General features: G+C 73.2%; 20 protein-coding genes and 1 tRNA gene. 3 read left to right on the top strand and 18 right to left on the bottom strand.

Annotated features, from left to right (window positions below; translation table 11 throughout):
- Positions 1-7: 7 nt before the first annotated feature.
- The 16 genes from AC3ANM_RS06545 to AC3ANM_RS06620 form a co-directional block, all read right to left on the bottom strand.
- Positions 8-655, bottom strand: coding sequence for an L-threonylcarbamoyladenylate synthase (locus AC3ANM_RS06545; RefSeq protein ID WP_488287335.1), 648 nt, complete (start codon positions 653-655; stop codon positions 8-10).
- Positions 652-1,515, bottom strand: a complete 864-nt coding sequence (prmC, locus tag AC3ANM_RS06550) for a peptide chain release factor N(5)-glutamine methyltransferase (protein WP_488287336.1) — start codon at positions 1,513-1,515, stop codon at positions 652-654. Before prmC ends, AC3ANM_RS06545 begins: the two co-directional genes overlap by 4 nt.
- A 10-nt stretch (positions 1,516-1,525) precedes the next feature.
- Positions 1,526-2,614, bottom strand: coding sequence for a peptide chain release factor 1 (gene prfA, locus AC3ANM_RS06555; protein ID WP_488287337.1), 1,089 nt, complete (start codon positions 2,612-2,614; stop codon positions 1,526-1,528).
- A gap of 93 nt (positions 2,615-2,707) precedes the next feature.
- Positions 2,708-2,923 (bottom strand): 50S ribosomal protein L31, encoded by a 216-nt coding sequence (rpmE, locus tag AC3ANM_RS06560; protein ID WP_488287921.1) that lies wholly within the window; start codon positions 2,921-2,923, stop codon positions 2,708-2,710.
- Between the two features lie 135 nt (positions 2,924-3,058).
- Positions 3,059-5,158, bottom strand: coding sequence for an ATP-binding protein (locus tag AC3ANM_RS06565; protein WP_488287338.1), 2,100 nt, complete (start codon positions 5,156-5,158; stop codon positions 3,059-3,061).
- A 10-nt stretch (positions 5,159-5,168) separates the two neighbouring features.
- Complete coding sequence (locus AC3ANM_RS06570) at positions 5,169-6,677, bottom strand: glycosyltransferase family 2 protein (protein ID WP_488287339.1); 1,509 nt, start codon at positions 6,675-6,677, stop codon at positions 5,169-5,171.
- Positions 6,678-6,679: 2 nt separating this feature from the next.
- Positions 6,680-7,768 (bottom strand): HEAT repeat domain-containing protein, encoded by a 1,089-nt coding sequence (locus AC3ANM_RS06575; RefSeq protein ID WP_488287340.1) that lies wholly within the window; start codon positions 7,766-7,768, stop codon positions 6,680-6,682.
- On the bottom strand, positions 7,765-8,148 hold the full coding sequence (locus tag AC3ANM_RS06580; RefSeq protein ID WP_488287341.1) for a response regulator transcription factor: 384 nt from the start codon (positions 8,146-8,148) through the stop codon (positions 7,765-7,767). The genes AC3ANM_RS06575 and AC3ANM_RS06580 overlap by 4 nt, the downstream gene beginning before the upstream one ends.
- 114 nt (positions 8,149-8,262) lie before the next feature.
- The gene (rho, locus tag AC3ANM_RS06585) at positions 8,263-10,362 is read right to left on the bottom strand and encodes a transcription termination factor Rho (protein WP_488287342.1); all 2,100 of its coding nucleotides are present in this window, start codon (positions 10,360-10,362) and stop codon (positions 8,263-8,265) included.
- Positions 10,363-10,772: 410 nt separating this feature from the next.
- Positions 10,773-11,726, bottom strand: a complete 954-nt coding sequence (thrB, locus tag AC3ANM_RS06590; RefSeq protein ID WP_488287343.1) for a homoserine kinase — start codon at positions 11,724-11,726, stop codon at positions 10,773-10,775.
- Positions 11,727-11,728: 2 nt separating this feature from the next.
- A complete protein-coding gene (thrC, locus tag AC3ANM_RS06595) occupies positions 11,729-12,823 on the bottom strand; it encodes a threonine synthase (RefSeq protein WP_488287344.1) in 1,095 nt (364 codons plus the stop codon).
- 2 nt (positions 12,824-12,825) lie between these two features.
- Positions 12,826-14,172, bottom strand: coding sequence for a homoserine dehydrogenase (locus AC3ANM_RS06600; protein WP_488287345.1), 1,347 nt, complete (start codon positions 14,170-14,172; stop codon positions 12,826-12,828).
- Positions 14,173-14,292: 120 nt separating this feature from the next.
- Entirely contained in the window at positions 14,293-15,714 is a 1,422-nt protein-coding gene (gene lysA, locus AC3ANM_RS06605) for a diaminopimelate decarboxylase (protein WP_488287346.1), read from the bottom strand.
- A complete protein-coding gene (gene argS / locus AC3ANM_RS06610; RefSeq protein WP_488287347.1) occupies positions 15,714-17,369 on the bottom strand; it encodes an arginine--tRNA ligase in 1,656 nt (551 codons plus the stop codon). The genes lysA and argS (AC3ANM_RS06610) overlap by 1 nt, the downstream gene beginning before the upstream one ends.
- Positions 17,370-17,392: 23 nt before the next feature.
- Positions 17,393-19,069 (bottom strand): arginine--tRNA ligase, encoded by a 1,677-nt coding sequence (gene argS / locus AC3ANM_RS06615; RefSeq protein WP_488287348.1) that lies wholly within the window; start codon positions 19,067-19,069, stop codon positions 17,393-17,395.
- A 55-nt stretch (positions 19,070-19,124) separates the two neighbouring features.
- On the bottom strand, positions 19,125-19,571 hold the full coding sequence (locus tag AC3ANM_RS06620; protein ID WP_488287349.1) for a response regulator: 447 nt from the start codon (positions 19,569-19,571) through the stop codon (positions 19,125-19,127).
- 74 nt (positions 19,572-19,645) lie between these two features.
- Here AC3ANM_RS06620 and AC3ANM_RS06625 point away from each other — a divergent pair.
- Positions 19,646-19,717: transfer RNA gene (locus AC3ANM_RS06625), tRNA-Arg, on the top strand.
- A gap of 179 nt (positions 19,718-19,896) precedes the next feature.
- Here the strand turns inward: AC3ANM_RS06625 and AC3ANM_RS06630 are convergent.
- Both AC3ANM_RS06630 and AC3ANM_RS06635 read right to left on the bottom strand, forming a co-directional pair.
- Entirely contained in the window at positions 19,897-20,934 is a 1,038-nt protein-coding gene (locus AC3ANM_RS06630) for a hemolysin family protein (protein ID WP_488287350.1), read from the bottom strand.
- On the bottom strand, positions 20,931-22,319 hold the full coding sequence (locus AC3ANM_RS06635) for a hemolysin family protein (protein WP_488287351.1): 1,389 nt from the start codon (positions 22,317-22,319) through the stop codon (positions 20,931-20,933). Before AC3ANM_RS06635 ends, AC3ANM_RS06630 begins: the two co-directional genes overlap by 4 nt.
- A 161-nt stretch (positions 22,320-22,480) precedes the next feature.
- Here AC3ANM_RS06635 and AC3ANM_RS06640 point away from each other — a divergent pair, with 161 nt between their 5' ends.
- The gene (locus AC3ANM_RS06640; protein WP_488287352.1) at positions 22,481-23,482 is read left to right on the top strand and encodes an ABC transporter ATP-binding protein; all 1,002 of its coding nucleotides are present in this window, start codon (positions 22,481-22,483) and stop codon (positions 23,480-23,482) included.
- On the top strand, positions 23,482-24,285 hold the full coding sequence (locus tag AC3ANM_RS06645; protein WP_488287353.1) for an ABC transporter permease: 804 nt from the start codon (positions 23,482-23,484) through the stop codon (positions 24,283-24,285). The genes AC3ANM_RS06640 and AC3ANM_RS06645 overlap by 1 nt, the downstream gene beginning before the upstream one ends.
- Positions 24,286-24,383: the final 98 nt, after the last annotated feature.

The raw sequence follows: 24,383 nt of genomic DNA on the forward strand, positions 1-24,383 counted from the left end.
CGGCAGGCTAGGCGCGCAGCTCGGTCTCGCCCAGCACCTCGCGCAGCCGCTCGGCGCTGATCGCGCCCTCGCGCAGCACCGCCGGCTGGTCACCCGTGCAGTCGACGATGGTCGAGGGCGTGTTGCTGGTCGTCGGCCCGGCGTCGAGGTAGACGCTGACCGCCGCGCCGAGCTGGGCTGCCGCCTCGGTGACCGACGTCGCGGCCGGCTGGCCGGTGAGGTTGGCGCTGGTCACGGCCATGGGGCCGACCGCGTCGAGCAGCGCCAGCGCCACGTCGTCCTCGGGCATCCGCAGCGCCACGGTGCCGTTGGTGTCGCCCAGGTCCCACATGAGCGAGGACTGCGCGAGCAGCACGAGCGTCAGCGGGCCGGGCCAGAACTCCTGGATCAGGTCGCGGGCGTAGGCCGGGACCTGGGTCGCGAGGCCGTCGACGGTCCTGGGGTTGGGCACCAGCACCGGCGGGGGCATCTCGCGGCCCCGGCCCTTGGCGGCCAGGACGGCGGCGACCGCGTCCGGGGAGAACGCGTCGGCGCCGACGCCGTAGACGGTGTCGGTGGGCAGGACGACGACCTCGCCGCGGCGGACGGCCTCGGCGGCCTCGGCCACCCCGGTGGTCAGGCCCTCCTGCGTGGTGCAGTCGTAGACGGGGCTCATGGGGCGAGCCTAGGGGCGCGCACCGCGACGGTCGCGCGGGGTCGCCCGGTCAGGTCGACCTCGTCGCGCACCTCCTGCCAGGCACCGGTGGCGCGCAGCGCCGCCGGCAGGCTCTCGCCCTGCACGTCGGCGTGCTCCATGACCAGCACTCCCCCGTCGCGCAGCAGCTCGGCCGCGCGCGCGGCGACCGCCAGCGGGATGGCCAGCCCGTCGGCACTGCCGCCGTAGAGCGCCAGCTCGGGGTCGTGGTCGCGCACCTCCGGGTCCAGCGGCACGGCACCGACCGGGATGTATGGCGGGTTGCTCACCACCACGTCGACGCCCGCCTCGAGCTCGGGGAAGGCGGCGGTCGCATCACCCTGCCGCAGGTCGACGTCCAGGCCCAGGTCGTCGCGGTTGCGGGTGGCCCAGGCGACGGCGAGCTCGGACAGCTCGACCGCATGGACCTGCGCGCCCGGCACCTCGTCCTTCAGGCTCAGGGCGATCGCGCCGGAGCCGGTGCACAGGTCGACCACCACGGGCGCGACCTGGCCGGCACAGGCGCTGATCGCCAGACCGGCGACCATCTCGGTCTCCGGCCGGGGCACGAAGACCCCCGGGCCGACCGACAGCTCCAGCCGGCGGAAGCCCGCCCGGCCGGTCAGGTGCTGCAGGGGCACCCGGCGGGCCCGCTCCTCGACGAGGTCGTCCAGGCCCTCCGGCGCCGGGGCCCCGAGCACCATGAGCCGCTGCACCTCCGCCGGGGTGGACCGCAGGGCGTGGGCGGCGAGGGCGACCGCGTCGACGTCGGCGCTGCCCACCCCTGCCTCGGCCAGCCGGCGCGACGCGGCGCGGACCGCGGCCCGCAGGTCGGTGCTCACTGGTCGCTGCTCACGCCGTGGCCGTGCCCTCGGCGACGGCCGCCATCCGGGCCGCCTCGTCGGTGTCGACGGCCGACTGCACGACCAGGTCGAGCTCGCCGTCGAGGACGGTGTCGAGGTTGTAGGCCTTGTAGCCGGTGCGGTGGTCGGAGATGCGGTTCTCCGGGAAGTTGTAGGTGCGGATGCGCTCGGAACGGTCCACCGTGCGGATCTGCGACCGGCGAGCGGCCGAGGCGGCCTCGTCGGCGGCCTCCTGGGCGATCTGGTGCAGCCGCGCCCGCAGCACGCGCATCGCCGACTCCTTGTTCTGGAGCTGGGACTTCTCGTTCTGGCAGGAGACGACCACGCCGGTGGGCAGGTGGGTGATCCGCACCGCCGAGTCGGTCGTGTTGACGCTCTGGCCGCCGGGCCCGGAGGAGCGGTAGACGTCGATCTTGAGGTCGTTGGCGTCGATGGTGACCTCGACCTCGTCGGCCTCGGGCATCACCAGCACCCCGGCGGCCGAGGTGTGGATGCGGCCCTGCGACTCGGTCACCGGCACCCGCTGCACCCGGTGGACGCCGCCCTCGTACTTCAGCCGGGCCCACGGGGCGTCGCCCGGCTCAGGGGTCCCCTTGGCCTTCACCGCGATGCGGATGTCCTTGTAGCCGCCGAGGTCGGACTCGGTGGCGTCGATGACCTCGGTCCTCCAGCCGCGACGCTCGGCGTAGCGCAGGTACATCCGGACCAGGTCGCCGGCGAACAGCGCGGACTCCTCGCCGCCCTCGCCGGCCTTGACCTCGAGGATGACGTCGCGGTCGTCGTCGGGGTCCCGCGGAACCAGCAGGCGGCGCAGCTTGTCCTCCGCCGCGCGCAGCGACTCCTCCAGGACAGGGACCTCGGCCCGGAAGGACTCGTCCTCCTCGCCGAGCTCGCGCGCAGCGGCGAGGTCGTCCTGGGCCGCGTGCCACGCGTGGTAGGCCGCGACGGTCGGCGCCAGCGCGGCATACCGCTTGTTGAGCTTGCGGACCAGGTCCTGGTCGGCGTGGACCGAGGGGTCGGCGAGCTGGCGCTCGAGGTCAGCGTGCTCCTGAACGATCGACGCGGCGGACTCGAGCATCTCGGGGCTCTTCCTGACGGGCTGGGCGGGGGGAGGAAACAGCAACGCCGGCCCCCGGACCTCGATGAGGTCGGGGGCCGGCGTGCGGGAGAGCTACTTGGCGGCCTTCTTGCCGTAGCGGGCCTCGAAGCGGGCCACGCGACCACCGGTGTCGAGCAGCTTCTGCTTGCCGGTGTAGAAGGGGTGGCACTGCGAGCAGACGTCGGCGTGGATCTGGCCGCTGGTCGCGGTGCTGCGGGTCTGGAACGTCGCGCCGCAGGTGCAGGTCACCGTGGTCTCGACGTAGGTGGGGTGAAGGTCCTTCTTCAACGTGTGCTCCTCGAGTTCGGGGGCGCGCCGGGTCGCTGCCCTGGTGGGCAGGCGTGAACCGGCAGCCAACACATCAGTGTGCCAGATCAGGCACGTATGTCGAAAACGCGCCCGGGGGCGCTGGCATTCCTGCCCTCAGTGCGCACCCTGGCGCTCCGGCAGCGCCGACAGGGGCAGGTCGATGACCACCTCGGTGCCCTCCCCCTCGACCGAGTGCAGGCTCAGCGTGCCCTCGTGGCCCTCGACGATCGTCTTGACGATGGCCAGCCCGAGGCCGGTGCCGGGGATGGCCTTCTCGGTGGCGTTGCTGGCCCGGAAGAAGCGCACGAAGAGCCGCTCGAGGTCCTCGGCGGGGATGCCGATGCCGGTGTCGCGGCACCGGATGCGGACCAGGCTGGGCTCGGGCTCCTGCCGCTCCACCAGCTCGACGTCGAGGTCGACCCGGCCACCGGACGGGGTGAACTTCACGGCGTTGGAGACGACGTTGACCAGCGCGCGCTCGAGCTGGGAGCTGTCGGCCGCGACGACTGCGTGCTCGGGGACCTCGTCGAGCTCGAGGGCGACCCCGGAGGCGTCGGCCACCGGCAGGAGCGACTCGACCACGTGCCGGGTGAGCTCGGCGACCGGGACCGGGCGGACGACGGCGCGCAGCCCCGAGGACTCGATCCGGTTGAGGACCAGCAGGTCCTCGATGAGCCCCCGCAGCCGCACCGTGTTGCGTTCGATGATGCCGAGCATGGAGTCCTGCGGCTGGGTCAGCTCGCCCACGTCCCCCTCGCGCAGCAGCTCGAGGTAGCCGGCGATCGAGGTGAGCGGGGTGCGCAGCTCGTGGCTGACCGTGGCCATGAAGTCGGTCTTCTGGCGGTCGAGGCGCTCGAGCCGGTCGACGTGCTCGGCCTGGTGGGCGTCGTACTCCCCCGCGACGATGGATCGGGCGACGTAGGTGGCCGACTGCTGGACGGCGTTGACCTCCGGTGCCTTCCACGCGCGCGGGCCGTCGACCATGACGAGCATGATCACGCCCAGCACCCGCTCCCCGAGTCCGACGGGGGCCGTGACGGCCGCGCGGGCGGAGATCTCCCGGGCGAGGAGCCGGGCCCGCTCCCCCACCTGGTCGTCGGCGGAGCGGAGGTCCCGGACCGCATGGGCCGAGGCCGAGGCCCACAGCTCCTGGGCGAGGGCGACCTCGTGGCCGAGCAGCTCCGCGGACAGCTCCGGCAGGGGCGCCAGGCCCGGCCGGTGCCACTGCGAGCCGGCCCCCGCCTGGCCGGGGCCGTCGCCGTCGGCGTCGCCGTCGATGGCGTGGAACAGGACCCGGTCCACGGCCAGGCCCTCGCCGAGCGCCCGGCAGGTGGCCTCGATGGCCTCCTCGGCCTGCGGCGCGGCGCGCACCAGCCGGGCGATGCTCTGGGTGAGCTCGTTCATCAGCAGCGCCTCGGCCTGGGCGAGCGAGAGCGAGATGTTCTGGGTGATGAGGGCGTTGAAGTCGGCGGCCAGCTCCCTGACCTCCAGGGCACCCTCGTCCTCCCGCGCCCGCGCGTCGTGGTCGCCGGCCCGCTGGCGTCGCACGACCGTGCGCAGGTTGACGAGCGGGCGGGTGACGGCGCGCGAGATCCGGCCACCCAGCAGCAGGCCGCCGCCCAGGGTCAGCGCGGTGATCAGGGAGAGCAGGACGAGGTTCTGGGTGAGCTGGGCGCGCGCGCTGTGCCGCAGGGCCTCGGACTCGCTGGAGACCTGGTCACCGAGGAGGCTGTTGGGCATGCGGAACGCGTCGAAGAGGGCCTTGCCCCGTGCCAGGTCGAACGTGCCGCCCCCCTGGACCGCCCGCCTCGAGGCCTCGGCGTAGGACCACCACGCATCGAGCGCCTGCTGCTGCTGGTCCACCAGGGGCAGCAGCGCCTGCTCGTCCGAGCCGGTCATCCGGTCGGCCTCCAGCGAGGTCCGTACGGTGGTGAGCGCACTCGTTGCCTGCTCGTGCGCCCCCCAGTACGGCTCGAGGAACTGCAGGTCGCGGCTCGAGGCGTAGCCGCGCAGCCCGCTCTCGGCGTCGGTCATGGCTTGCAGCGCCTCGGCGTTGGCCGTGAGCGCGGGGCTGATCGCCCGGGTCAGCCGGTCCACGTAGCCGTCCTCGACGTTGAGGCCGACGAAGGCCACGGCCGCGATGACCAGCATCAGCGCGCACAACGCCCCGACCAGCAGCCGGAGCCGCTGCGCGACGGGGCGGCGGCTCCTCATCCCGCGCTCCTCATACGCTGCTCCGGTCCCGCTCGGTCGCGCCGGCGCCCGCAGGGGTGCCTGCCTGGGCCCCGGCTCCCGCGTCGCCGAAGCCGCTGCGGGTCATCGTGCCCCACTGGTGGGTGCCGCCCCGCAGGCCGGCCCACCACCCCTCGACCCGCCACCAGGCCGTCAGCTGGCGGTAGCCGACGTTCTCCGCGACCGAGGCGATGAGGGTGGTGCCGAGGTCACGCCAGCGTGGGTACTTGTGGAAGGAGAGCTCCTCGACCGCCATGGCAGCCAGTGTCACGACGATGGCGTAGCCGTAGGCGACCAGGACGAACAGCAGCGCGAACCGGACGTTGACCACGCCGAGGGCCAGGCCCAGCGGGACCAGGATGATCCCCGCCAGCTCCAGCGCCGGGGCGAGCAGCTCGAACAACCAGAACCACGGCAGCGCGACCAGTCCGATGCGGCCGTAGCGGGGGTTGAGCAGCATGCCGCGGTACTTCCACAGCACCTCCCACAGGCCCCGGTGCCAGCGCCGGCGTTGCGAGCGCAGGACGCGCAGCGTGGACGGCACCTCGGTCCAGGAGACCGGTTCGGAGACGAACTCCACGTGGTAGTCACGCTTCTGGCGGCGCATGTGTCGGTGGATCCGCATCACCAGCTCGAAGTCCTCGCCGATGCTCTCGGTGTCGAGCCCGCCGACCTCGACGAGCACGTCGCGACGGAAGAGCCCGAACGCGCCGCTGATGAGGATGAGGGCCCCCATCCGGGACCACCCGGTCCGGCCGAGGAGGAAGGCCCGGAGGTACTCCACGATCTGGATCCGCGGCAGCCACTGCCTCGGCGTGCGGATCTCGACGATGCGACCGGCGACCACCGTGCAGCCGTTGGCCGCGCGGATCACGCCACCGGTCGCCACCGTGCGGATCGGGTCGTCGGCGAAGGGCTTGGCGACGGTGAGCAGCGCGTCGGGGTCGAGGATCGAGTCGGCGTCGACCACCGCGACCAGGGGCTCGGAGGCGGCGTTGATGCCGACGTTGACCGCGTCGGTCTTCCCGGAGTTCTCCTTGCGGACCAGCACCATCCGGGTGCGCCCGTCGCGGGGCACCCACACGTCGATGATCCGCGCCTTGACCGGCACGTCCAGGGGCAGCTCGCGGTCGACCGCCACGAGGTCGAAGGCGTCACGCAGCCGCTCGAACGTGGCGTCCTTGCTGCCGTCGTCGATCACGACGATCTCGTGGCGGGGGTAGCGCAGGGCCATCATCGCCTGCACCGAGGGGACGATCCCCGCCTCCTCGTTGTGGGCGGGGACGATCAGGGAGACCCCGGGCGCGAGCAGGCTGGAGACCGTCTGCTCCCGGCCGGAGTGCTCGAGGCGTCGCAGGTGACGCACGAAGCCCCACGCGGCCAGGAGGATCAGGACCAGGTAGGAGGTGTTGATGACCAGGAAGTAGACCAGGACCGGCACCTCGAACGCGTGGAGCAGCCACGTCACCACGCCCCGGGTCGACTCCAGGAGGGCGTCCATGCTCAGGCCACCGCCCCGTGGCCGAGGCGCAGCCGCTCCAGGACGAGGGCCGCCCGTGCTGCCCGTGCCGCGTCGGGGTCGTCGTCCTCGGCCACCTGCCCCAGCAGGCGGGATCCGGGCGCGCCCAGCCGCACCAGGGCCTCCGCCGCGACCTCGGCGAGGCGGCGGTCGGGGTCGCCGAGCAGGGCTGCGAGGGCGTCGGCGCCGCGGGGGTGCCCGAGCTCGCCGAGGGAGGCCGCACAGGTGCGCCGCAGCGTCGCCGACCCCGTGGCCTCCGTGTGCCGCGCGAGCGCCGCCACGTCGTCGCCGCCGCCGAGCAGCCCGAGGGAGACGGCGGCCGTCGTGCGCACCTCGGGATCGGGGTCGTGGTCCAGCAGCTCACGCAGACGGGGGGCCGAGGAGGTCACCGTCGCCCGCCCACACACCAGGGCGGCAGCGTTGCGCACGGTGGCGTCGTCGCTGCCCAGCCCGTCGAGCAGCGCCTCCGCCGCGCCGGTGCCCATGGACAGCAGGGCCTCTGCCGCGAGGTAGGCCGGGACGCCGACGTGACCGCGCACGCTGTGTAGGGCCCGCAGGACGTCCGCGGCGGCGTCCGGGTCGCCGATCGCCCCCAGCGCCCGGACCGCCACCAGGCGCACCTCCGGGGACGGGTCGGCCAGCAGCCGGACGAGCTCGGGGACGTGCTCGCGGTCCCGGACCAGGCCGAGCAGGTATGCCGCCCGGGCGCGGGTGACCACCGAGCGGGAGGTCAGCTCGGACAGGGCACGGGCGACGTCGCCGTGCTCCCGGAGCACCAGCACGAGGTCGTCGGCAGGGGCGCCGCGGACCTTGGAGAGCATGGCGGCGACGGCAGGGCCGAGGCGCTCCCACGTGCGGCCCTCGACCGAGAGCAGGTGGGCCAGCGCGGCACCGTCGTCGTCCTCCCCGGAGCCCAGGATGAGCATCGACATCCGGTGCGGGGCCAGCAACGCCTCGGTGGCGCGTTCCCGACGGCTGCGCAGGAGTTTGGCGAGGACCACCAGCACAGCCAGGCCCACCGCCGTCAGGGCCACCACGATGGTGCTGACCAGGAGCAGGTGGGCGTCGATCACGCCTTGACCCGAGCCAGGACGACGTTGACCCGGTGCAGCAGCTCGCGGGGGCTGAACGGCTTGATGATGTAGTCGTCCGCGCCGGTCGCGAAGCCGGTGTCGACGTCGCTGTCGCGCGACTTGGCCGTCAGCAGGATGACGGCCGTCGGGGCCGTCACCGGGTCCTGCCGGACCTTGCGCAGCACGTCGATGCCCGACAGGCCGGGCATCATCACGTCGAGGACGGCGAGGTCCGGCGGGTTGTCCTGGATGGCGGCCAGGGCAGCGGCCCCGTCGGCCACGGCATGGACGTCGTAGCCGGCCTGGGTGAGCTTGAAGACGACGAGCTCCCTGATGTCCCGGTCGTCGTCGGCCACCAGAACACGCACGTCAGCCGACATGTCCACTCACCGCTCCCCTGCCTGTGCCCGACTGCCGCCACAAAAGTATCGGAGCCTGACCGGGAAATCTCCCGATCAGGCTCCGATTTGGGTGTTTCTGGGGACGCGGACGCGTCAGTGCTCGTCGTCGCCCTGGATCGAGGACGTCTTCTGCACCTGCATCAGGAACTCGACGTTGCTGCGCGTCTTCTTGAGCCGGTCGATGAGCAGCTCGATGCCCTGCTGGGAGTCCAGGGCGGACAGCACGCGACGCAGCTTCCACACGATCTTGAGCTCCTCGGCGGACATGAGGATCTCCTCACGCCGGGTGCCCGAGGGGTTCACGTCGACGGCCGGGAAGATGCGGCGGTCGGCCAGCTGGCGCGACAGGCGCAGCTCCATGTTCCCGGTGCCCTTGAACTCCTCGAAGATGACCTCGTCCATCTTGGAGCCGGTCTCGACGAGAGCCGTCGCCAGGATGGTGAGCGAGCCACCGTTCTCGATGTTGCGCGCGGCGCCGAAGAACCGCTTCGGCGGGTACAGCGCGCTGGAGTCGACACCACCGGAGAGGATCCGGCCGCTCGCCGGCGCGGCGAGGTTGTAGGCGCGGCCCAGGCGGGTGATCGAGTCCAGCAGCACCACGACGTCGTGGCCCATCTCGACCAGGCGCTTGGCGCGCTCGATCGCCAGCTCGGCGACCGTGGTGTGGTCCTCGGCGGGACGGTCGAAGGTGGAGGCGATGACCTCACCCTTGACCGTGCGCTGCATGTCGGTGACCTCCTCGGGGCGCTCGTCCACCAGGACGATCATGAGGTGCGCCTCGGGGTTGTTGGTCGTGATGGCGTTGGCGATCGCCTGCAGCACCATCGTCTTGCCGGCCTTGGGCGGGCTGACGATCAGGCCGCGCTGGCCCTTGCCGATCGGCGCCACGAGGTCGATGAGCCGCGTGGTCAGCACGCCCGGCTCGGTCTCCAGCCGCAGGCGCTCCTGCGGGTAGAGCGGGGTGAGCTTGCCGAACTCGACCCGCGCGCGGGACTGCTCGGGGGTCATCCCGTTGACGGTGTCCAGGCGCACCAGGGCGTTGAACTTCTGGCGCGAGTTGCCGGGCTGCTCGCCCTCGCGCAGGGCCTTCACGGCACCGGTGACGGCATCGCCCTTGCGCAGGCCGTTCTTCTTGACCATGCCCAGCGGGACGTAGACGTCGTTCGGGCCGGGCAGGTAGCCGCTGGTCCGGACGAACGCGTAGTTGTCGAGGACGTCGAGGATGCCGGCGACGGGCACGAGGACATCGTCCTCGGTCACGGTCTCGGGGCCGTCCTGGAAGTCGTTCTCGCGGCCGCCGCGACGCTTGCGGTCGCGGTAGCGCTGGCGTCCGCGGCGACGGCCGCCGCGCTCGTCGTCGTCGAAGTCGTTGCCGCCACGGCGGTTGTCCTCGCCGGCGCGGTCGTTGGTGCGCTCGGTGGTGCGGTTGTCGCCCCGGTTGTCGCGGTTGTCGTTGCCGCCGCGGTCAGTGCGGTCGCTGCGCTCGTTGGTGCGGTCGCTGCGCGTGTTGCCGGCGCGGTCGCCGCGCTCGGTGCGGCTGTCGTTGCCACCGCGGTTGTCGTTGCCACCGCGGTTGTCGTTCCCGCCGCGGTCGGAGGTGCGCTCGCCCCGGTCACCGCGGTTGTCGTTGCGGTCGCCGCGCTCGGTGCGGCTGTCGCTGCCGCGCTCGCCGCGGTTGTCGGAGGAGCGGTCGCTGCGCTCCTGGGCGCTGCGGTCGCGGTTGTCCCGGGTGTCGCCCCGGTCACCGCGGGTGTCGTTGCGGTCACCGCGGGTGTCGTTGCGGTCGGCACGGGACTCGGTGCCGCGGTCCTGGGACTCGTGGCGCTCCCCCTGCTCGGGGCGCTCGCCCCGGGACTGCTGGGCGCGGTCGGCGGCCGGGGCCGCATCCCCCTGCTGGGCGGCGGGCGCCTCGGCGCTGCCGGCCGGTCGGGCCGCGCGACGCGAGGTGCGGGCCGGGCCCTGGCCGTCGGCGGGCGCCTCCGTGGCGGCCGGGGCGGCGGAACCGCCGGACTGGCGGGCACGGATCGCGGTCACCAGGTCGCCCTTGCGCATCTTGGCGGTGCCGGTGATGCCCAGGCTCGTCGCGAGCCCCTGCAGCTCGGCCAGGCGCATGGTGCTCAGCCCGCCGGAGCGACGCGCGGTGGTCTCGGCGCCGCCCTCAGGCGTGGCGACGAGATCGGTGGTGTCTGTCACGAAGGATCCTTCCCCCTCGTATTCGGTCCGCCAGAGTGCGGAACCGGGGTTTGCGTCAGGTCAGAACCTGAACGATGGAGGGCCATGCGGGCTGGCGCGTGCGCACAGCCGGTCGCAACAGAGAGCGTTGCGCTCACATGGTGGTTGGTGCACGGAGGCGAGTGGCTCGACCAAGGGGGTGATCGGCGTTCGTCGCCGGGGTGCGTCCTCAGGGTAACACCACCGCCGCACGCAGGCGTGCGATGTCTGGAACGTGTCGCAGCCCCAGGTGTTCCCGCAGGTCAGCACCCCCAAGGGGTATGCCGGGTGCCCACCTCCGGCCCGGACCTCGCGACGGTGCCGCGCCGCCGCGGCATACAGACCAGTGGTGCTGCACGCCCGGCGGTGCCGGGCGGCTCGGCCCTGCGGGTTCAGCGCCGCAGGGCGGAGACGCTCACACCCGTCGCGGGGATGCCGGGCACCAGCGCCCGCCACCCGTCCGACGGCACCATCGCCGCGACCGCGTCCGCGGACGCCCGGGTGGCCAGGACCAGCACGCTCGGCCCGGCTCCGGAGATGACGGCGGCATGCCCCTGTGCCCGCAGCCGGTCGACGAGGTCCATGGACCCCGGCAGGGCGTCCCGGCGCTGCTCCTGGTGCAGCCACTCGCGGGTCGCGGGCAGCAGCAGCTCGGGGCGGCGGGTGACCGCCTCGACCAGCAGGGCGGCGCGTGCGGAGTTCAGCGCCGCGTCGGCATGCGGGACGTGGTCGGGCAGCACCGCCCGCGCGGTGCTGGTCGCGAGCTGCGCCTGCGGCACGAGCACCACCGGCACGACCTCGGCGCTGACCGGCAGCTGGACGGTGGAGGTGTGCCTCGGCCGGGACTCCTCGGCCCAGGACAGGGTCATCCCGCCGAAGACGCTGGCCGAGGCGTTGTCGGGGTGCCCCTCGATCGCGCTGGCCAGGTCGTTGGTGAACGCGCGGTCCAGGTCCCGGTCGAGGTCGTCCGCGCCGGCGGCGATGTCGTGCAGCCCCTGCGCCGCGGCGATGCCGGTGACGATGGCTGTCGCCGACGAGCCCAGGCCACGCCCGTGCGGGACCGCGTTGAGGCAGGTCATCGCCAGCCCTGCCGGGGGCTCGACGCCCAGCTCGGCCCAGGCCCGTGCCATGGAGCGGTAGACGAGGTGGTTCTCGTCGAGCGGGACGCCGGCGGCGCCCTCCCCCGAGACCTCCACGTGCAGGCCGGAGCCGTCGGTGACCGTGACCGTGCACTCGTCCCAGAGGCCCAGCGCCAGGCCGATCGAGTCGAAGCCGGGGCCGAGGTTGGCGCTGCTGGCCGGCACCCGGACGCGCACTGAGGAGCCGGGGACCAGCGGGGCGACCATGCTCAGCCCTCGAGGCCGAGCGCCCGGGCGGCGCTGAACGCGTCGGCCGGCACCCGGGTCGGGACGACCGCCTCGCCGTCGGCGTCCTTGAGCGCCCACGCGGGGTCCTTCAGCCCGTGACCGGTGACGGTGCAGACGATGCGGGCACCGCTGGGCACCAGCCCGTCCTGGGCCGCCGCCAGCAGCCCGGCCACGCTGGCCGCGGAGGCGGGCTCGACGAAGATGCCCTCCTTGGCGGACAGCAGCCGGTGGGCGTCGAGGATCTGGCCGTCGCTGACCGCGTCGATCCGCCCCCCGGACTGGTCCCGCGCCTCGAGCGCCTGCCGCCACGAGGCGGGGTTGCCGATCCGGATCGCGGTGGCGATCGTCTCGGGGTGGTCGATGGGGTGGCCGGCCACGATCGGCGCGGCGCCCTCGGCCTGGAAGCCCCACATCTGCGGCAGGTGCGTTGCCGGGCCGGGGTGGCCGCTGAGGGAGCCGTCGGCGACGTACTCGCGGTAGCCGCGCCAGTAGGCGGTGATGTTGCCGGCGTTGCCGACCGGCAGGCAGTGGATGTCGGGGGCGTCACCGAGGGCGTCGACCACCTCGAAGGAGGCCGTCTTCTGCCCCTCGATGCGCGCGGGGTTGACCGAGTTGACCAGCTCGACGGGGTAGGCCTCGGCGAGCTTGCGGGCCAGGGTCAGGCAGTCGTCGAAGTTGCCGTCGACCTGGAGCAGGGTCGCGCCGTGGGCGATCGCCTGGCTCAGCTTGCCCATGGCGATCTTGCCCTCGGGCACGAGCACGCCGCAGGCCATGCCGGCCTTGGTCGCGTAGGCCGCGGCGGAGGCGCTCGTGTTGCCGGTCGAGGCGCAGATGACGGCCCGCGCCCCGCCCCGGGCGGCGGCCGAGATCGCGGTGGTCATGCCGCGGTCCTTGAACGACCCCGTCGGGTTGAGCCCCTCGTACTTGACCCACACCTCGGCGTCGACCATCGCGGAGAGCACCTCGGCGCGGATGAGCGGCGTGCCGCCCTCCCCGAGGGTCACCACCGGCGCGCCCTCCAGCGAGGGCAACCGGTCGGCGTACTCGCGGATGACTCCGCGCCACTGGTGGGCCATGGTCACTCCCCCTCGACGCGCATGACGGAGGTCACCGCGCGGACGGTCGGCAGCTGGGCGAGGGCGTCGACGGTCGCCGACAGGGCGGCGTCGGGCGCAGCATGGGTGACGATGACCAGGCTGGCCCGGCCCTCCCCGGGGGCGTCCGGCGCGGGGGCGAGCAGCTGCTGGCGGACGGTCTCGATCGAGACCTCGTGCCCGGCGAACGCCGTGGCCACCTGGGCGAGGACACCCGGACGGTCGGCCACGTCGAGGCTGATGTGGTAGCGGGTGCGGGCCCGGCCCATCGGCAGGATCGGCAGGTCGGCGTAGGTGGACTCCCCCGGCCCGCGGCCACCGAGGACCCGGTGCCGGGCGACGGCGACGACGTCGCCGAGGACCGCCGACGCGGTCGGGTCGCCACCGGCACCGCGGCCGTAGAACATCAGCTCGCCGGCGGACTCGGCCTCGACGAAGACGGCGTTGAACGCCTCGCGCACGCCGGCCAGCGGGTGGGACCTGGGGATCATCGCCGGGTGGACCCGGACCGAGATGCCCCGCCCGCCCGGCGCCGCCGGGTCGTCGGAGAGCTCGCAGATGGCCAGCAGCTTGACGACACAGTCCATCTCGCGCGCGGCCTGCACGTCGGCGGCGGTGACCTCGGTGATGCCCTCGCGGTAGACGTCCTTGCCGCTGACCCGGGAGTGGAACGCCAGCGAGGCCAGGATCGCGGCCTTGGCCGCGGCGTCGAAGCCCTCGACGTCGGCGGTCGGGTCGGCCTCGGCGTAGCCGAGCTCCTGGGCCTGCTCGACGGCCTCGGTGAACCCGGCGCCGGTGGTGTCCATCTTGTCCAGGACGTAGTTGGTGGTGCCGTTGACGATGCCGAGCACCCGGTGCACGGCGTCGCCGGCCAGGGACTCGCGCAGCGGGCGCAGCAGCGGGATCGCCCCGGCGACGGCGGCCTCGTAGTAGAGGTCGACGTCGTGCTCCTGGGCCGCCTGGTAGAGCAGCGGCCCGTCCTCGGCGAGCAGCGCCTTGTTGGCCGTCACGACGCTGGCGCCGTGCTCGAACGCCCGCAGGATCAGGCTGCGCGCCGGCTCGATGCCGCCGATGACCTCCACGACGATGTCGGCGCGGGTGACGAGCTCCTCGGCGTCGGTGGTGAACAGCGAGGGGTCCAGCCCGGTCTCGCTGCGGTCCTTGCCCGCCCGGCGCACCGCGACGCCGACGACCTGCAGCGGACGGCCCACCCGGGCCTCCATGTCGCCGGCGTGCTCCGTGAGCAGGCGGGCGACCGCCGTGCCGACCACGCCGCACCCCAGCAGGGCCACGCGCAGGGGCTGGACGTCGGGACTGGCCTGACTGCTCACCACTTGCTCCTCACCGTCTCGGGTCTCCACGGCCGCTTGCCATCCTGCCGTGTCCACGTTGTGAACGCGCCGTGTTCCGCGATGCGGACGTGTGGGGTGTGGGGTGGGCGACCCCGCCTGCTACTCGACGTCGAGGGCGAGCAGGTCCTCCACGGTCTCGCGCCGGACGATCACCCGGGCCCGGCCGTCCCGCACCGCGACCACCGGCGGCCGGGGCACGTGGTTGTACTGGCTGGACAGGCTGCGGCAGTAGGCCCCGGTGCCCGGCACGGCGACGAGGTCGCCGGGCTGCACGTCGGAGGGCAGGAACTCGTCCTTGACGATGATGTCGCCGCTCTCGCAGTGCTTGCCGACGACGCGCGCCAGCGCCGGGAGGGCCTCGCTGCGCCGGTTCGCCAGCGTGCACGAGTAGTCCGCGTCATACAGGGCGGGGCGGATGTTGTCGCTCATCCCGCCGTCGACAGCGACGTAGGTGCGCCGCGCGTTGCCGTCGAGCAGCACCTCCTTGACCGTGCCGACCTCGTAGAGCGTGAAGGTGCTCGGCCCGGCGATGGCCCGCCCCGGCTCGACCGAGACGCGCGGCACGGTGACGCCGTCGGCGCGGCACTCGCGCGCGACGATCTCGGCCATCCCCTGGGCCAGCACCTCGGGGGCCAGCGGGTCGTGCTGGGTCGTGTAGGCGATGCCGAAGCCGCCGCCGAGGTCGAGCTCGGGCAGCTCCAGGCCGTGCTCGCGGGCGACCGCCAGGTGCAGGCCGAGGACCCGGCGCGCGGCGACCTCGAAGCCGTTGACGTCGAAGATCTGGCTGCCGATGTGGCTGTGCAGTCCCTTCAACGACAGGTATGACGGGTGGGCCAGCACGCGGCGCACCGCGTCGGCCGCCTGGCCGCCGGCCAGGCTGAACCCGAACTTCTGGTCCTCGTGGGAGGTCGCGATGTACTCGTGGGTGTGGGCCTCGACGCCGACGGTGACCCGGATGAGCACCGGGGCGACCACGCCGAGCCGCTCGGCGGCGGCCGCCACCCGCTCGATCTCCTCGACGGAGTCCAGCACGATGCGGCCGACGCCGTGGCGCAGCGCCGCCTCGATCTCGGCGACCGACTTGTTGTTGCCGTGCAGGCCGATCCGCTCCCCCGGCAGCCCGGCGCGGATGGCGACGGCCAGCTCGCCACCCGAGCAGACGTCGAGGTGAAGGCCCTCCTCCAGGACCCACCTGGCGACCTGGGTGCACAGGAACGCCTTGCCGGCGTAGTAGACGTCGGCGCCGCCGCACAGGTCCTGGAACGCACCGGCGAAGGCCTGCTTGAACTCCCTTGCGCGGGAACGGAAGTCGTCCTCGTCGATGACGTAGGCGGGGGTGCCGAACTCGGCGGCGAGGTCACGCACGTCGACCCCGCCGACCCGCAGCGCGCCGTCCTCGTCCCGCCGGACCGAGCGCGCCCACAGGTGGGTGACCAGGTCGTTGACGTCGGCGGGCGGGCGCAGCCACGACGGCCCGCGGTAGCCCTCGGCATGCAGCGCGCCGGCCTCGTGGGCGCGCATCAGATCTGCTCCGGGGCAGAGACGCCGAGCAGGCCCAGGCCGCTGGCCAGCACGGTGCGGGCGGCGTCGTTGAGCCACAGCCGGGTGCGGTGCAGGTCGGTGACCTCCTCGTCCGCGTGCGGGCGGATGCGGCACTCGTCGTACCACTTGTGCAGCCGCGCGGCGAGGTCCTCGAGGTAGCGGGCGACCCGGTGCGGCTCGCGCAGCTGGGCCGCCTGCGCGACCACGCGGGGGAAGTCGCCCAGGATCGCCAGCAAGGCGGCCTCGGTGTCGTGGGTCAGCAGGGCGGGCTCGAAGGCGTCCTCGCGGCGCACGCCGTCCTCGGCGGCCAGCCGCGCGACCCGGCAGGTGCGGGCGTGGGCGTACTGCACGTAGAACACGGGGTTCTCGTTGGTGTGCTTGGCCAGCAGGTCCAGGTCGATGTCGATCGTGGAGTCGGTGGAGGACCGGGTCAGCGAGTAGCGCGCGGCGTCCACGCCGACCGCCTCGACGAGGTCCTCGAGGACGACGACGGTGCCGGCGCGCTTGCTCATCCGCACCGGCTGGCCGTCGCGGACCAGGTTGACCATCTGGCCGATGAGGATCTCGAGGTTCTCGTGCGGGGTGTCGCCGAAGGCCGCGCACATGGCCATCATCCGCGAGACGTAGCCGTGGTGGTCGGCGCCGAGCATGATGAAGACCCGGTCGAAGCCGCGCTCGCGCTTGTCGAGGTAGTAGGCCAGGTCACCGGAGATGTAGGCCGGCTGGCCGTCGCTCTTGATGACGACGCGGTCCTTGTCGTCGCCGTGGTCCGTGGTGCGCAGCCAGCGCGCACCGTCCTTGTCGTACATCGCGCCGAGCTCGGTGAGCCGGGCGATGGCGCGCTCGACGGCGCCGGACTCGTGCAGCGTGTTCTCGTGGAAGTAGACGTCGAAGTCGACGCCGAACTCGTGCAGCGACTTCTTGATCTCGGCGAACATCAGGTCGACGCCGACGGCCCGGAAGCGTTCCTGCGCCTGCTCGTCCGGCAGGTCGAGGATGCCGGGCTCCCGGGACATCACGGCCTCGGCGATGTCGTTGATGTAGGCGCCGGCGTAGCCGTCCTCGGGCGCCGGGCGGCCCTGCGCCGCCGCGAGCAGGGACCTGGCGAACCGGTCGATCTGCGCGCCGTGGTCGTTGAAGTAGTACTCCCGGGTCACCTCGGCGCCGGAGGCCTCGAGGATGCGCGCCAGGGAGTCCCCGACGGCGGCCCAGCGGGTGCCCCCGAGGTGGATCGGGCCGGTCGGGTTGGCCGAGACGAACTCGACGTTGATCCGCTTGCCGGCCTCGGTCCCGTTGTGGCCGTAGGCCTCCCCCGCCTCGACGATGGTCCGCGCCAGCTCACCGGCCGAGGCCGCGTCCAGGGTGATGTTGAGGAACCCCGGCCCCGCGACATCCACCGCCTTGACGCCCGCGACCGCCGACAGACGGGAGGCCAGACGGGTCGCGACCTCACGCGGCGGCATACCGGCCCCCTTGGCCAGCTGCAACGCCACGTTCGTCGCCCAGTCACCGTGCTCCCGGCTGCGCGGACGCTCCACCCGCACCTCGTCAGGCACGACAACGGTCAGCTCGCCCGCCTCCACGGCGGCAGCGAGCGCGGAGCGGATGGCCAGCGCAAGTTCCTCGGGGGTCACCCCCCGAAGTCTAGGGCGCGGGGTCAGCCGGCCTCGGGGGCGTCCACGGCGGCGCGGTCGAGGCGCTGGGGGGCCGAGACACCGAGCAGGCCGAGGCCGTTGGCGAGCACCGTGCGGGTCGCCTCGTTGAGCCAGAGGCGGGTCCGGTGCAGGGCGGTGACCTCCTCGCCCGCGTGCGGGCGGACCCGGCACTCGTCGTACCACTTGTGGTAGCGGCCGGCGAGGTCCTCGAGGTAGCGCGCGACCCGGTGCGGCTCACGTAGCTGGGCGGCCTGCGCGACGACCCGGGGGAAGTCCCCGAGCACCGCGAGCAGCGCCGACTCGGTCTCGTGGGTCAGCAGCGCGGGGTCGAAGCCGTCCTCGCGGCGCACGCCGTCCTCGCCGGCGAGCCGGGTCACGTTGCAGGTGCGGGCGTGGGCGTACTGGACGTAGAAGACGGGGTTGTCGTTGGACTGGCGGCGCAGGTCCTCGCCGTTGAGCGAGAGCGGGGAGTCGGCCGGGTAGCGGGCCAGGGTGTAGCGGACCGCGTCGGCGCCGATCCAGTCGAGCAGCTCGCTGAGGTAGATGGCGTTGCCGCGGCGCTTGCCCATCCGCTCGCCGGCGATGTTGATCAGCTGGCCGATGAGGACCTCGATGTTGGCCTCGGGGTCGTCGCCGGCGCAGGCGGCGATCGCCTTGAGCCGGCCCACGTAGCCGTGGTGGTCCGCGCCGAGCAGGTAGATCTTCTCGGGGAAGCCGCGATCCTTCTTGGACAGGTAGTAGGCGGCGTCGGCGGCGAAGTAGGTCGGCTCCCCGTTGGCCCGGACCATGACCCGGTCACGGTCGTCGCCGAAGTCGGTGGTGCGCAGCCAGACCGCGCCGTCGGCGTCGTGCACGTGGCCCTGCTCGCGCAGCCGCTCCACGGCCTGCCCGACGGCGCCGGCGTCGTGCAGCGTCTTCTCCGAGAACCACACGTCGAAGTGGACGCCGAACTGCTCCAGCGTGGCCTTGATGTCGGCCAGCTGGGCCTCGTAGCCGCGCTGCCGGGCCACGTCGAGGGCCTCGGCCTCGGGCAGGTCGAGCAGGTCGGGGCGCTCGGCGAGCACCTGCGCCGCGAGCTCGCGCACGTAGTCCCCGGGATAGCCACCCTCGGGCACCTCGGTGCCGCGCGCCCGGGCCAGGATCGAGCCGGCGAACTTGTCCATCTGGGCGCCGGCGTCGTTGACGTAGTACTCGGCCGTGACCTGCGCGCCCGAGGCGGTGAGCAGCCTTCGCAGCGCATCGCCGAGCGCCGCCCAGCGGGTGTGCCCGATGTGCAGCGGGCCGGTCGGGTTGCCGGAGACGAACTCCAGGTTGATGACGTGGCCGGCCTCGGAGTCGTTGCGGCCGTAGGCCTCCCCCGCCTCCACGATGGTCCGCGCCAGCTCACCGGCCGAGGCCGCATCCAGGGTGATGTTGAGGAACCCCGGCCCCGCGACATCCACCGCCTTGACGCCCGCGACCGCCGACAGGCGGGAGGCCAGACGGGTCGCGACCTCACGCGGCGGCATACCGGCCCCCTTGGCCAGCTGCAGCGCCACGTTCGTCGCCCAGTCACCGTGCTCCCGGCTGCGCGGACGCTCCACCCGCACCTCGTCAGGCACGACAACGGTCAGCTCGCCCGCCTCCACGGCGGCAGCGAGCGCGGAGCGGATGGCCAGCGCGAGCTCTTCGGGGGTCACGCGGGCCAGCCTAAAGGGGCAGGTGAGCACCCCCCGACGCGGCCGGGCGCAGCCCTCAGACGCGGCCGCCGACGGCCAGGATGCCGATCAGGGCCAGCAGCTCGTCGGGCTCGAACGGCTTGGCGATGAAGCCGTCGACGCCGGCCTGCTCGGCCTGCGCGCGGTGGTGGGACTGCACCGAGGCGGTGACCATGATGATCGGGATGTCCATCAGGCGGGGGTCGGCCCGGATCATCGAGACGGTCCACCAGCCGTCGCGGCGGGGCATCAGGGCGTCGACGGTGATGACGTCGGGCAGCGGCTGGGAGGAGTCGGCGAGGATCTCCAGGGCCTCCTCGCCGTCGCGGGCCTCGATCACCTCGTAACCCTCGAGCTCGAGGTTGACCCGGATGAGCGTCCGGATCTGGTCGGTGTCGTCGACGACGAGGATCCGGCCGCTGCCTTCAGCGTCGTGAAAGCCGTACCTGTTGCCTCCGGTGCGCCCCGGCCCGCCCCATTCCATGAAACCCACCCTAGGCTGCTAACCTCATCCGGCGCGCTCGATCCGGCGGGAACCCCGTCCGGCCACAGCGTCCCGCCCCCGTAGCTCAGGGGATAGAGCACCGCCCTCCGGAGGCGGGAGCGCAGGTTCGAATCCTGCCGGGGGCACCCAGTGCCCGAAGGCCCCGCTGCCCCGCAGCGGGGCCTTCCGCGTGTCGGGCCACCGCCAGCCGGTATGCCGTGTGGTCGCCTCCGCGCGAACCGAGTGGTGGACGCGGATACCCCGCAACCCGAGCGGTTGTGCACGAGCCGGACGCGCAGACCGAGCGGTTCTGCCCGGCCCCTGGTCAGCGCTGGCTGGAGTCGCTGACCTCGCCCACCAGCTCCTCGAGCACGTCTTCGAGGAACACCACGCCTCCGACGACGCCGTCGGAGTCGACGACCCGCGCCAGGTGCGCACCGGTCTGCTGCATGGTGCCCAGCACGTCCTCGACCTCGTCGCCCGCGCTGACGGTGGCCAGCCGGCGGACGCGCTTCAGCGGCACCGGCTCGGCGTGCTGGACCTCGTCGGCGTAGAGCACGTCCTTCAGGTGCAGGTAGCCGGCGAGCTCGCCACCGGCGTCGGTGAACGGGTAGCGGGAGAAGCCGTGCTTGGCCACCTGCCGCTCGACGTCCTCCGGCGTCGCCCCGAGCGGCAGGGTGACGAGCCGCTCCACGGGCACCGCGACGTCGCCGGCCACCCGGTCGCTGAACTCGATGGCGCCCCGGACCATGCCGTGCCGCTCGCCCTCGATCAGGCCCTCGCGGTGGCTCTCGGCGACGATGTGCTGGACCTCCTCGGCGGTGAACGCGGAGGCGATCTCGTCCTTGGGCTCGACCCCGAGCAGGCGCACCGCGCCCTTGGCCACGCCCTCCATCACCCGGATCACCGGCCGCAGCCCGCGGGCGAAGTACAGCAGCGGCGGCGCCAGCACCAGCGCGGCCTTGTCCGGGCCGGCGATCGCGAGGTTCTTGGGCACCATCTCGCCGACGACGACGTGCAGGTAGGCCACGACCAGCAGCGCCAGCACCAGCGCGATCGGCTCGGCGAAGGACTCGGGCACGTGGACGGTGTGCAGCAGCGGGGCGATGAGCGTGTGCAGCGCGGACTCGGCCACGGCCCCCAGGCCCACCGAGCACAGGGTGATGCCGAGCTGGGCGGCGGCCAGCAGCGAGGCGACCTGCTCCAGGGCCTGCAGGCTCACCTGGGCGCGCCGGCTGCCCTGCTCGGCGAGCGGCTCGAGCTGCGAGCGCCGCGCCGCCATCACGGCGAACTCCGCCCCGACGAAGAAGGCGTTGCCGAGCAGCAGCAGCAACGAGAGCCAGAGGGCGATGGCCGGGCTCATGCGCGTTCCCCCACCTGCTGGTCGGTATGCCGGGTGGTCGCCTCGGGCAGCGGCTCCTCGCGGTGGCTGGCGGCGTGGTCCTCGTGCTCCTGGACCAGCGGGGTGAAGCGCAGCCGGTCCACCCGGCGGCCGTCCATCGCCTCGACCCTGACGGTCCAGCCGGGCACGCCCACCTCGTCCCCCGCCACGGGCACCCGCCCCAGCGCCGCCATGACGAAGCCGCCGACCGTCTCGTAGGCCGGCCCGTCCGGCACGTCGGCCCCGAGCCGGTCGCGCACCTCGTCGGGGCGCCACAGACCCGGCACGGTCCAGGAGCCGTCGGTCATCTCGCGGCCGGTGGTGCGGCTGCGGTCGTGCTCGTCGCTGACCTCGCCGACGATCTCCTCGATGACGTCCTCGAGGGTCACCAGCCCGGAGGTGCCGCCGTACTCGTCGACGACGACGGCCAGCTGCATGCCGGCGCCCCTCAGGAGCAGCAGCAGCGGGTCCAGCCGGATGGTCTCGGGCACCAGGGTCGGCTCGATCATCAGGGCGGAGACCGGGACGTCCTCGCGGCGGTCGTGCGGCACGGCGATGGCGCGCTTGACGTGCACGAGGCCGTCGACGTCGTCCCAGTCCTCCCCGATGACCGGGAAGCGGGAGTGGCCGGTGCGCCGGGCCAGCCGCAGCACGTCGGCCGCCGAGGCGGTGCGCTCGATCGCGGTGCAGCGCACCCGCGGGGTCATCACGTCGGCGGCGGTCTGCTCGCCGAAGTCCAGCGAGCGGGTCACCAGCCGGGCGGTGGTCTCGTCGAGGGTGCCCGCCTCGGCGGAGCGGCGCACCAGCGAGGCGAGCTCCTGCGGGGTGCGCGCCCCGGACAGCTCTTCCTGCGGGGTGATCCCGAAGGCACGGAGCACCAGGTTGGCCGACCCGTTGAGCAGCACGATCAGCGGCTTGGTGATGACGGAGAAGATCCGCACCGGGACGGCGACCACCTTGGCGGTGCCCAGCGGCGCCGAGATCCCGAGGAACTGCGGCACCAGCTCGCCGACGACCATGGAGAACACGGTGGCGAGGAAGAGTGCGAGCCCCGCGGAGACCGGCTCGGCGGCCGTCGCGGACAGGCCCATCGCCTGCAGCGGGCCCTGCAGCAGCCGGCCCACCGAGGGCTCGGCGAGGTAGCCGAGCACCAGTGTCGTCAGGGTGATGCCGATCTGGGCGGCCGACAGCTGCGTGGACAGCCCGCGCAGGGAGGACAGGACCGGACGGGCGCGATGGTCGCCCTCGTCAACAGCCCGCTGCACCGCGGGCTTGTCGAGCGCCACGAAGGAGAACTCGGCCGCCACGAAGACCGCCGTGCCGAGGGTCAGCGCCACGCCGGCGAGGACCAGCAGCCATTCCGTCATAGTCCGTCCATCCTAAGGAGGGCCGGGGCCGCCGCGAGCCACCGCGCTCGACGGGCACCGCGGGTTGTCCCTGAGCGCACCCTGAGATCGGCCGAAATGCCTGCCTCGGCGAAGGCCGCCCGTGGTGGGATGGGCGTCATGAACGAACCGGGGACGACCACATGACCGCCACACCTGCGCCGCCGACGCACGGCACGCGCATCGAGGTGCACGACCTGACCAAGCGCTTCGGCAGCTTCACCGCGGTCGACCGGCTGTCCTTCGGCGTCGAGCCGGGCCGGATCACCGGCTTCCTCGGCCCCAACGGCGCCGGCAAGACCACGACGCTGCGCATGCTGCTGGGCCTGGTGCGCCCCACGGCGGGCACCGCCACCATCGGCGGCCAGCGCTACCACGACCTCGCGGCACCGCAGCGCACCGTCGGCTCGGCCCTGGAGGCCACGAACTTCCACCCCGGCCGCACCGGCCGCGACCACCTGCGGGTGCTGGCCGACACTGCCGGCATCGACACCCGCCGGGTCGACGAGATGCTCGAGCTGGTCGGCATCCCCGCGGCGGCACGCAAGCGCGCCGGCGGCTACTCGATGGGCATGCGCCAGCGCCTCGGCCTCGCCGCCGCGCTCCTGGGCGACCCGCAGGTGCTCATCCTCGACGAGCCGGCCAACGGCCTCGACCCCGAGGGGATCCGCTGGCTGCGCCTGTTCCTGCGGCACCTCTCCGGCCAGGGCAAGACCGTGCTCATCTCCAGCCACATGCTCCAGGAGGTCGAGCAGACCGTCGACGACGTCGTCATCATCGCCAACGGCCGGCTGGTCCGGCAGGGCGCCATGGCCGACCTGCACGGCGAGAAGAAGGCGATCGTGCGCACGACCGACCCCGCCGCGCTCGCCCAGGCCCTGTCCCGCGCCGGGATCAACGCCGACCCGGTCGCCGACGGGCAGCTCGACGTCCACAGCGGCGACCTCGCCCGCATCGGCGACGTCGCCCTGGCCGCGGGCCTGGCCGTGCACGAGCTGCGCGAGCACCAGACCGACCTCGAGGCGCTGTTCTTCCAGCTCACCGAGGACCCGGCCAACCGCAACCGCAACCTCGACGGCTCGCCCGAGCCGGTCACCCCCACCGGCGGCAGCCAGGCCGCCCCGACCGAGAGCGCGGTGCGCTGATGAACGGCGCGGTCAAGGCCGAGTTCCGCAAGTACTTCACCACCCGGATGTGGTGGGGCATGGCCATCGGGGTGTTCCTCGCCGGCGCCCTGCTCGCCGTGCTGTTCGCCCTCGTCGTGGCCGGCTCCACCGGGCAGGGCGGCCCCGGCAGCGCCCCGGCCCCGGGCCTGGACAACACCAAGATGGTCAGCACCGTCTACACCGGTGGCCTGTCCACGGCATACCTGATGACGCTGGCGGTCGGCGTCATGGCGATCGGCTCGGAGTACCGGCACAAGACGATCACCAGCACGTTCCTGTCCGTCCCGCGGCGCGTGCGCGTCATGCTCGCCAAGGTCACGAGCCTGCTGGGCATCGGCGCCTTCTACGGCGTGGTCTTCCTCATCGGCTCGGTCGGCGTCGGCGCGACGATCATCTCGATCAAGGGCTACTCCCCCTTCCCCGAGGCCGGCACGATCACCCGGACCCTGGCGCTGAGCCTGCTCGTCCTCGGCCTGTGGGCGCTGATCGGCCTCGGCGCCGGCATCCTCATCCCCAACCAGGTCGCCGCGATCCTCATCGCCGTCGGCACCGCGTGGATCCTGGAGCCGCTCGTCGGCTTCGCGCTGACCTTCGTCAGCTGGGGCGCGGAGGTCGCGAAGTACCTGCCCAGCCAGGCCACCTCGGCCATGGTGCAGCAGGTCAACGGCAACGCCAACGCGCAGCCGCTGGCCTGGTGGGCCGGTGCCCTGGTCCTCATCGGGTATGCCGCGGTGCTGGCCGGGTTGGGCTCGTTCCTGACGGTGCGCCGGGACGTGACCTGACGGGTCCCACCGACGTGACCTAACTCGCCTCCCGCGATGGGGACGGCGACGGCGTGGCCTCCAGCGTGCGGGGATAGGCTGGGGGCCACCCGTAGTTT

It is taken from the genome of Oryzihumus sp. JJN4-3R (assembly GCF_057747915.1).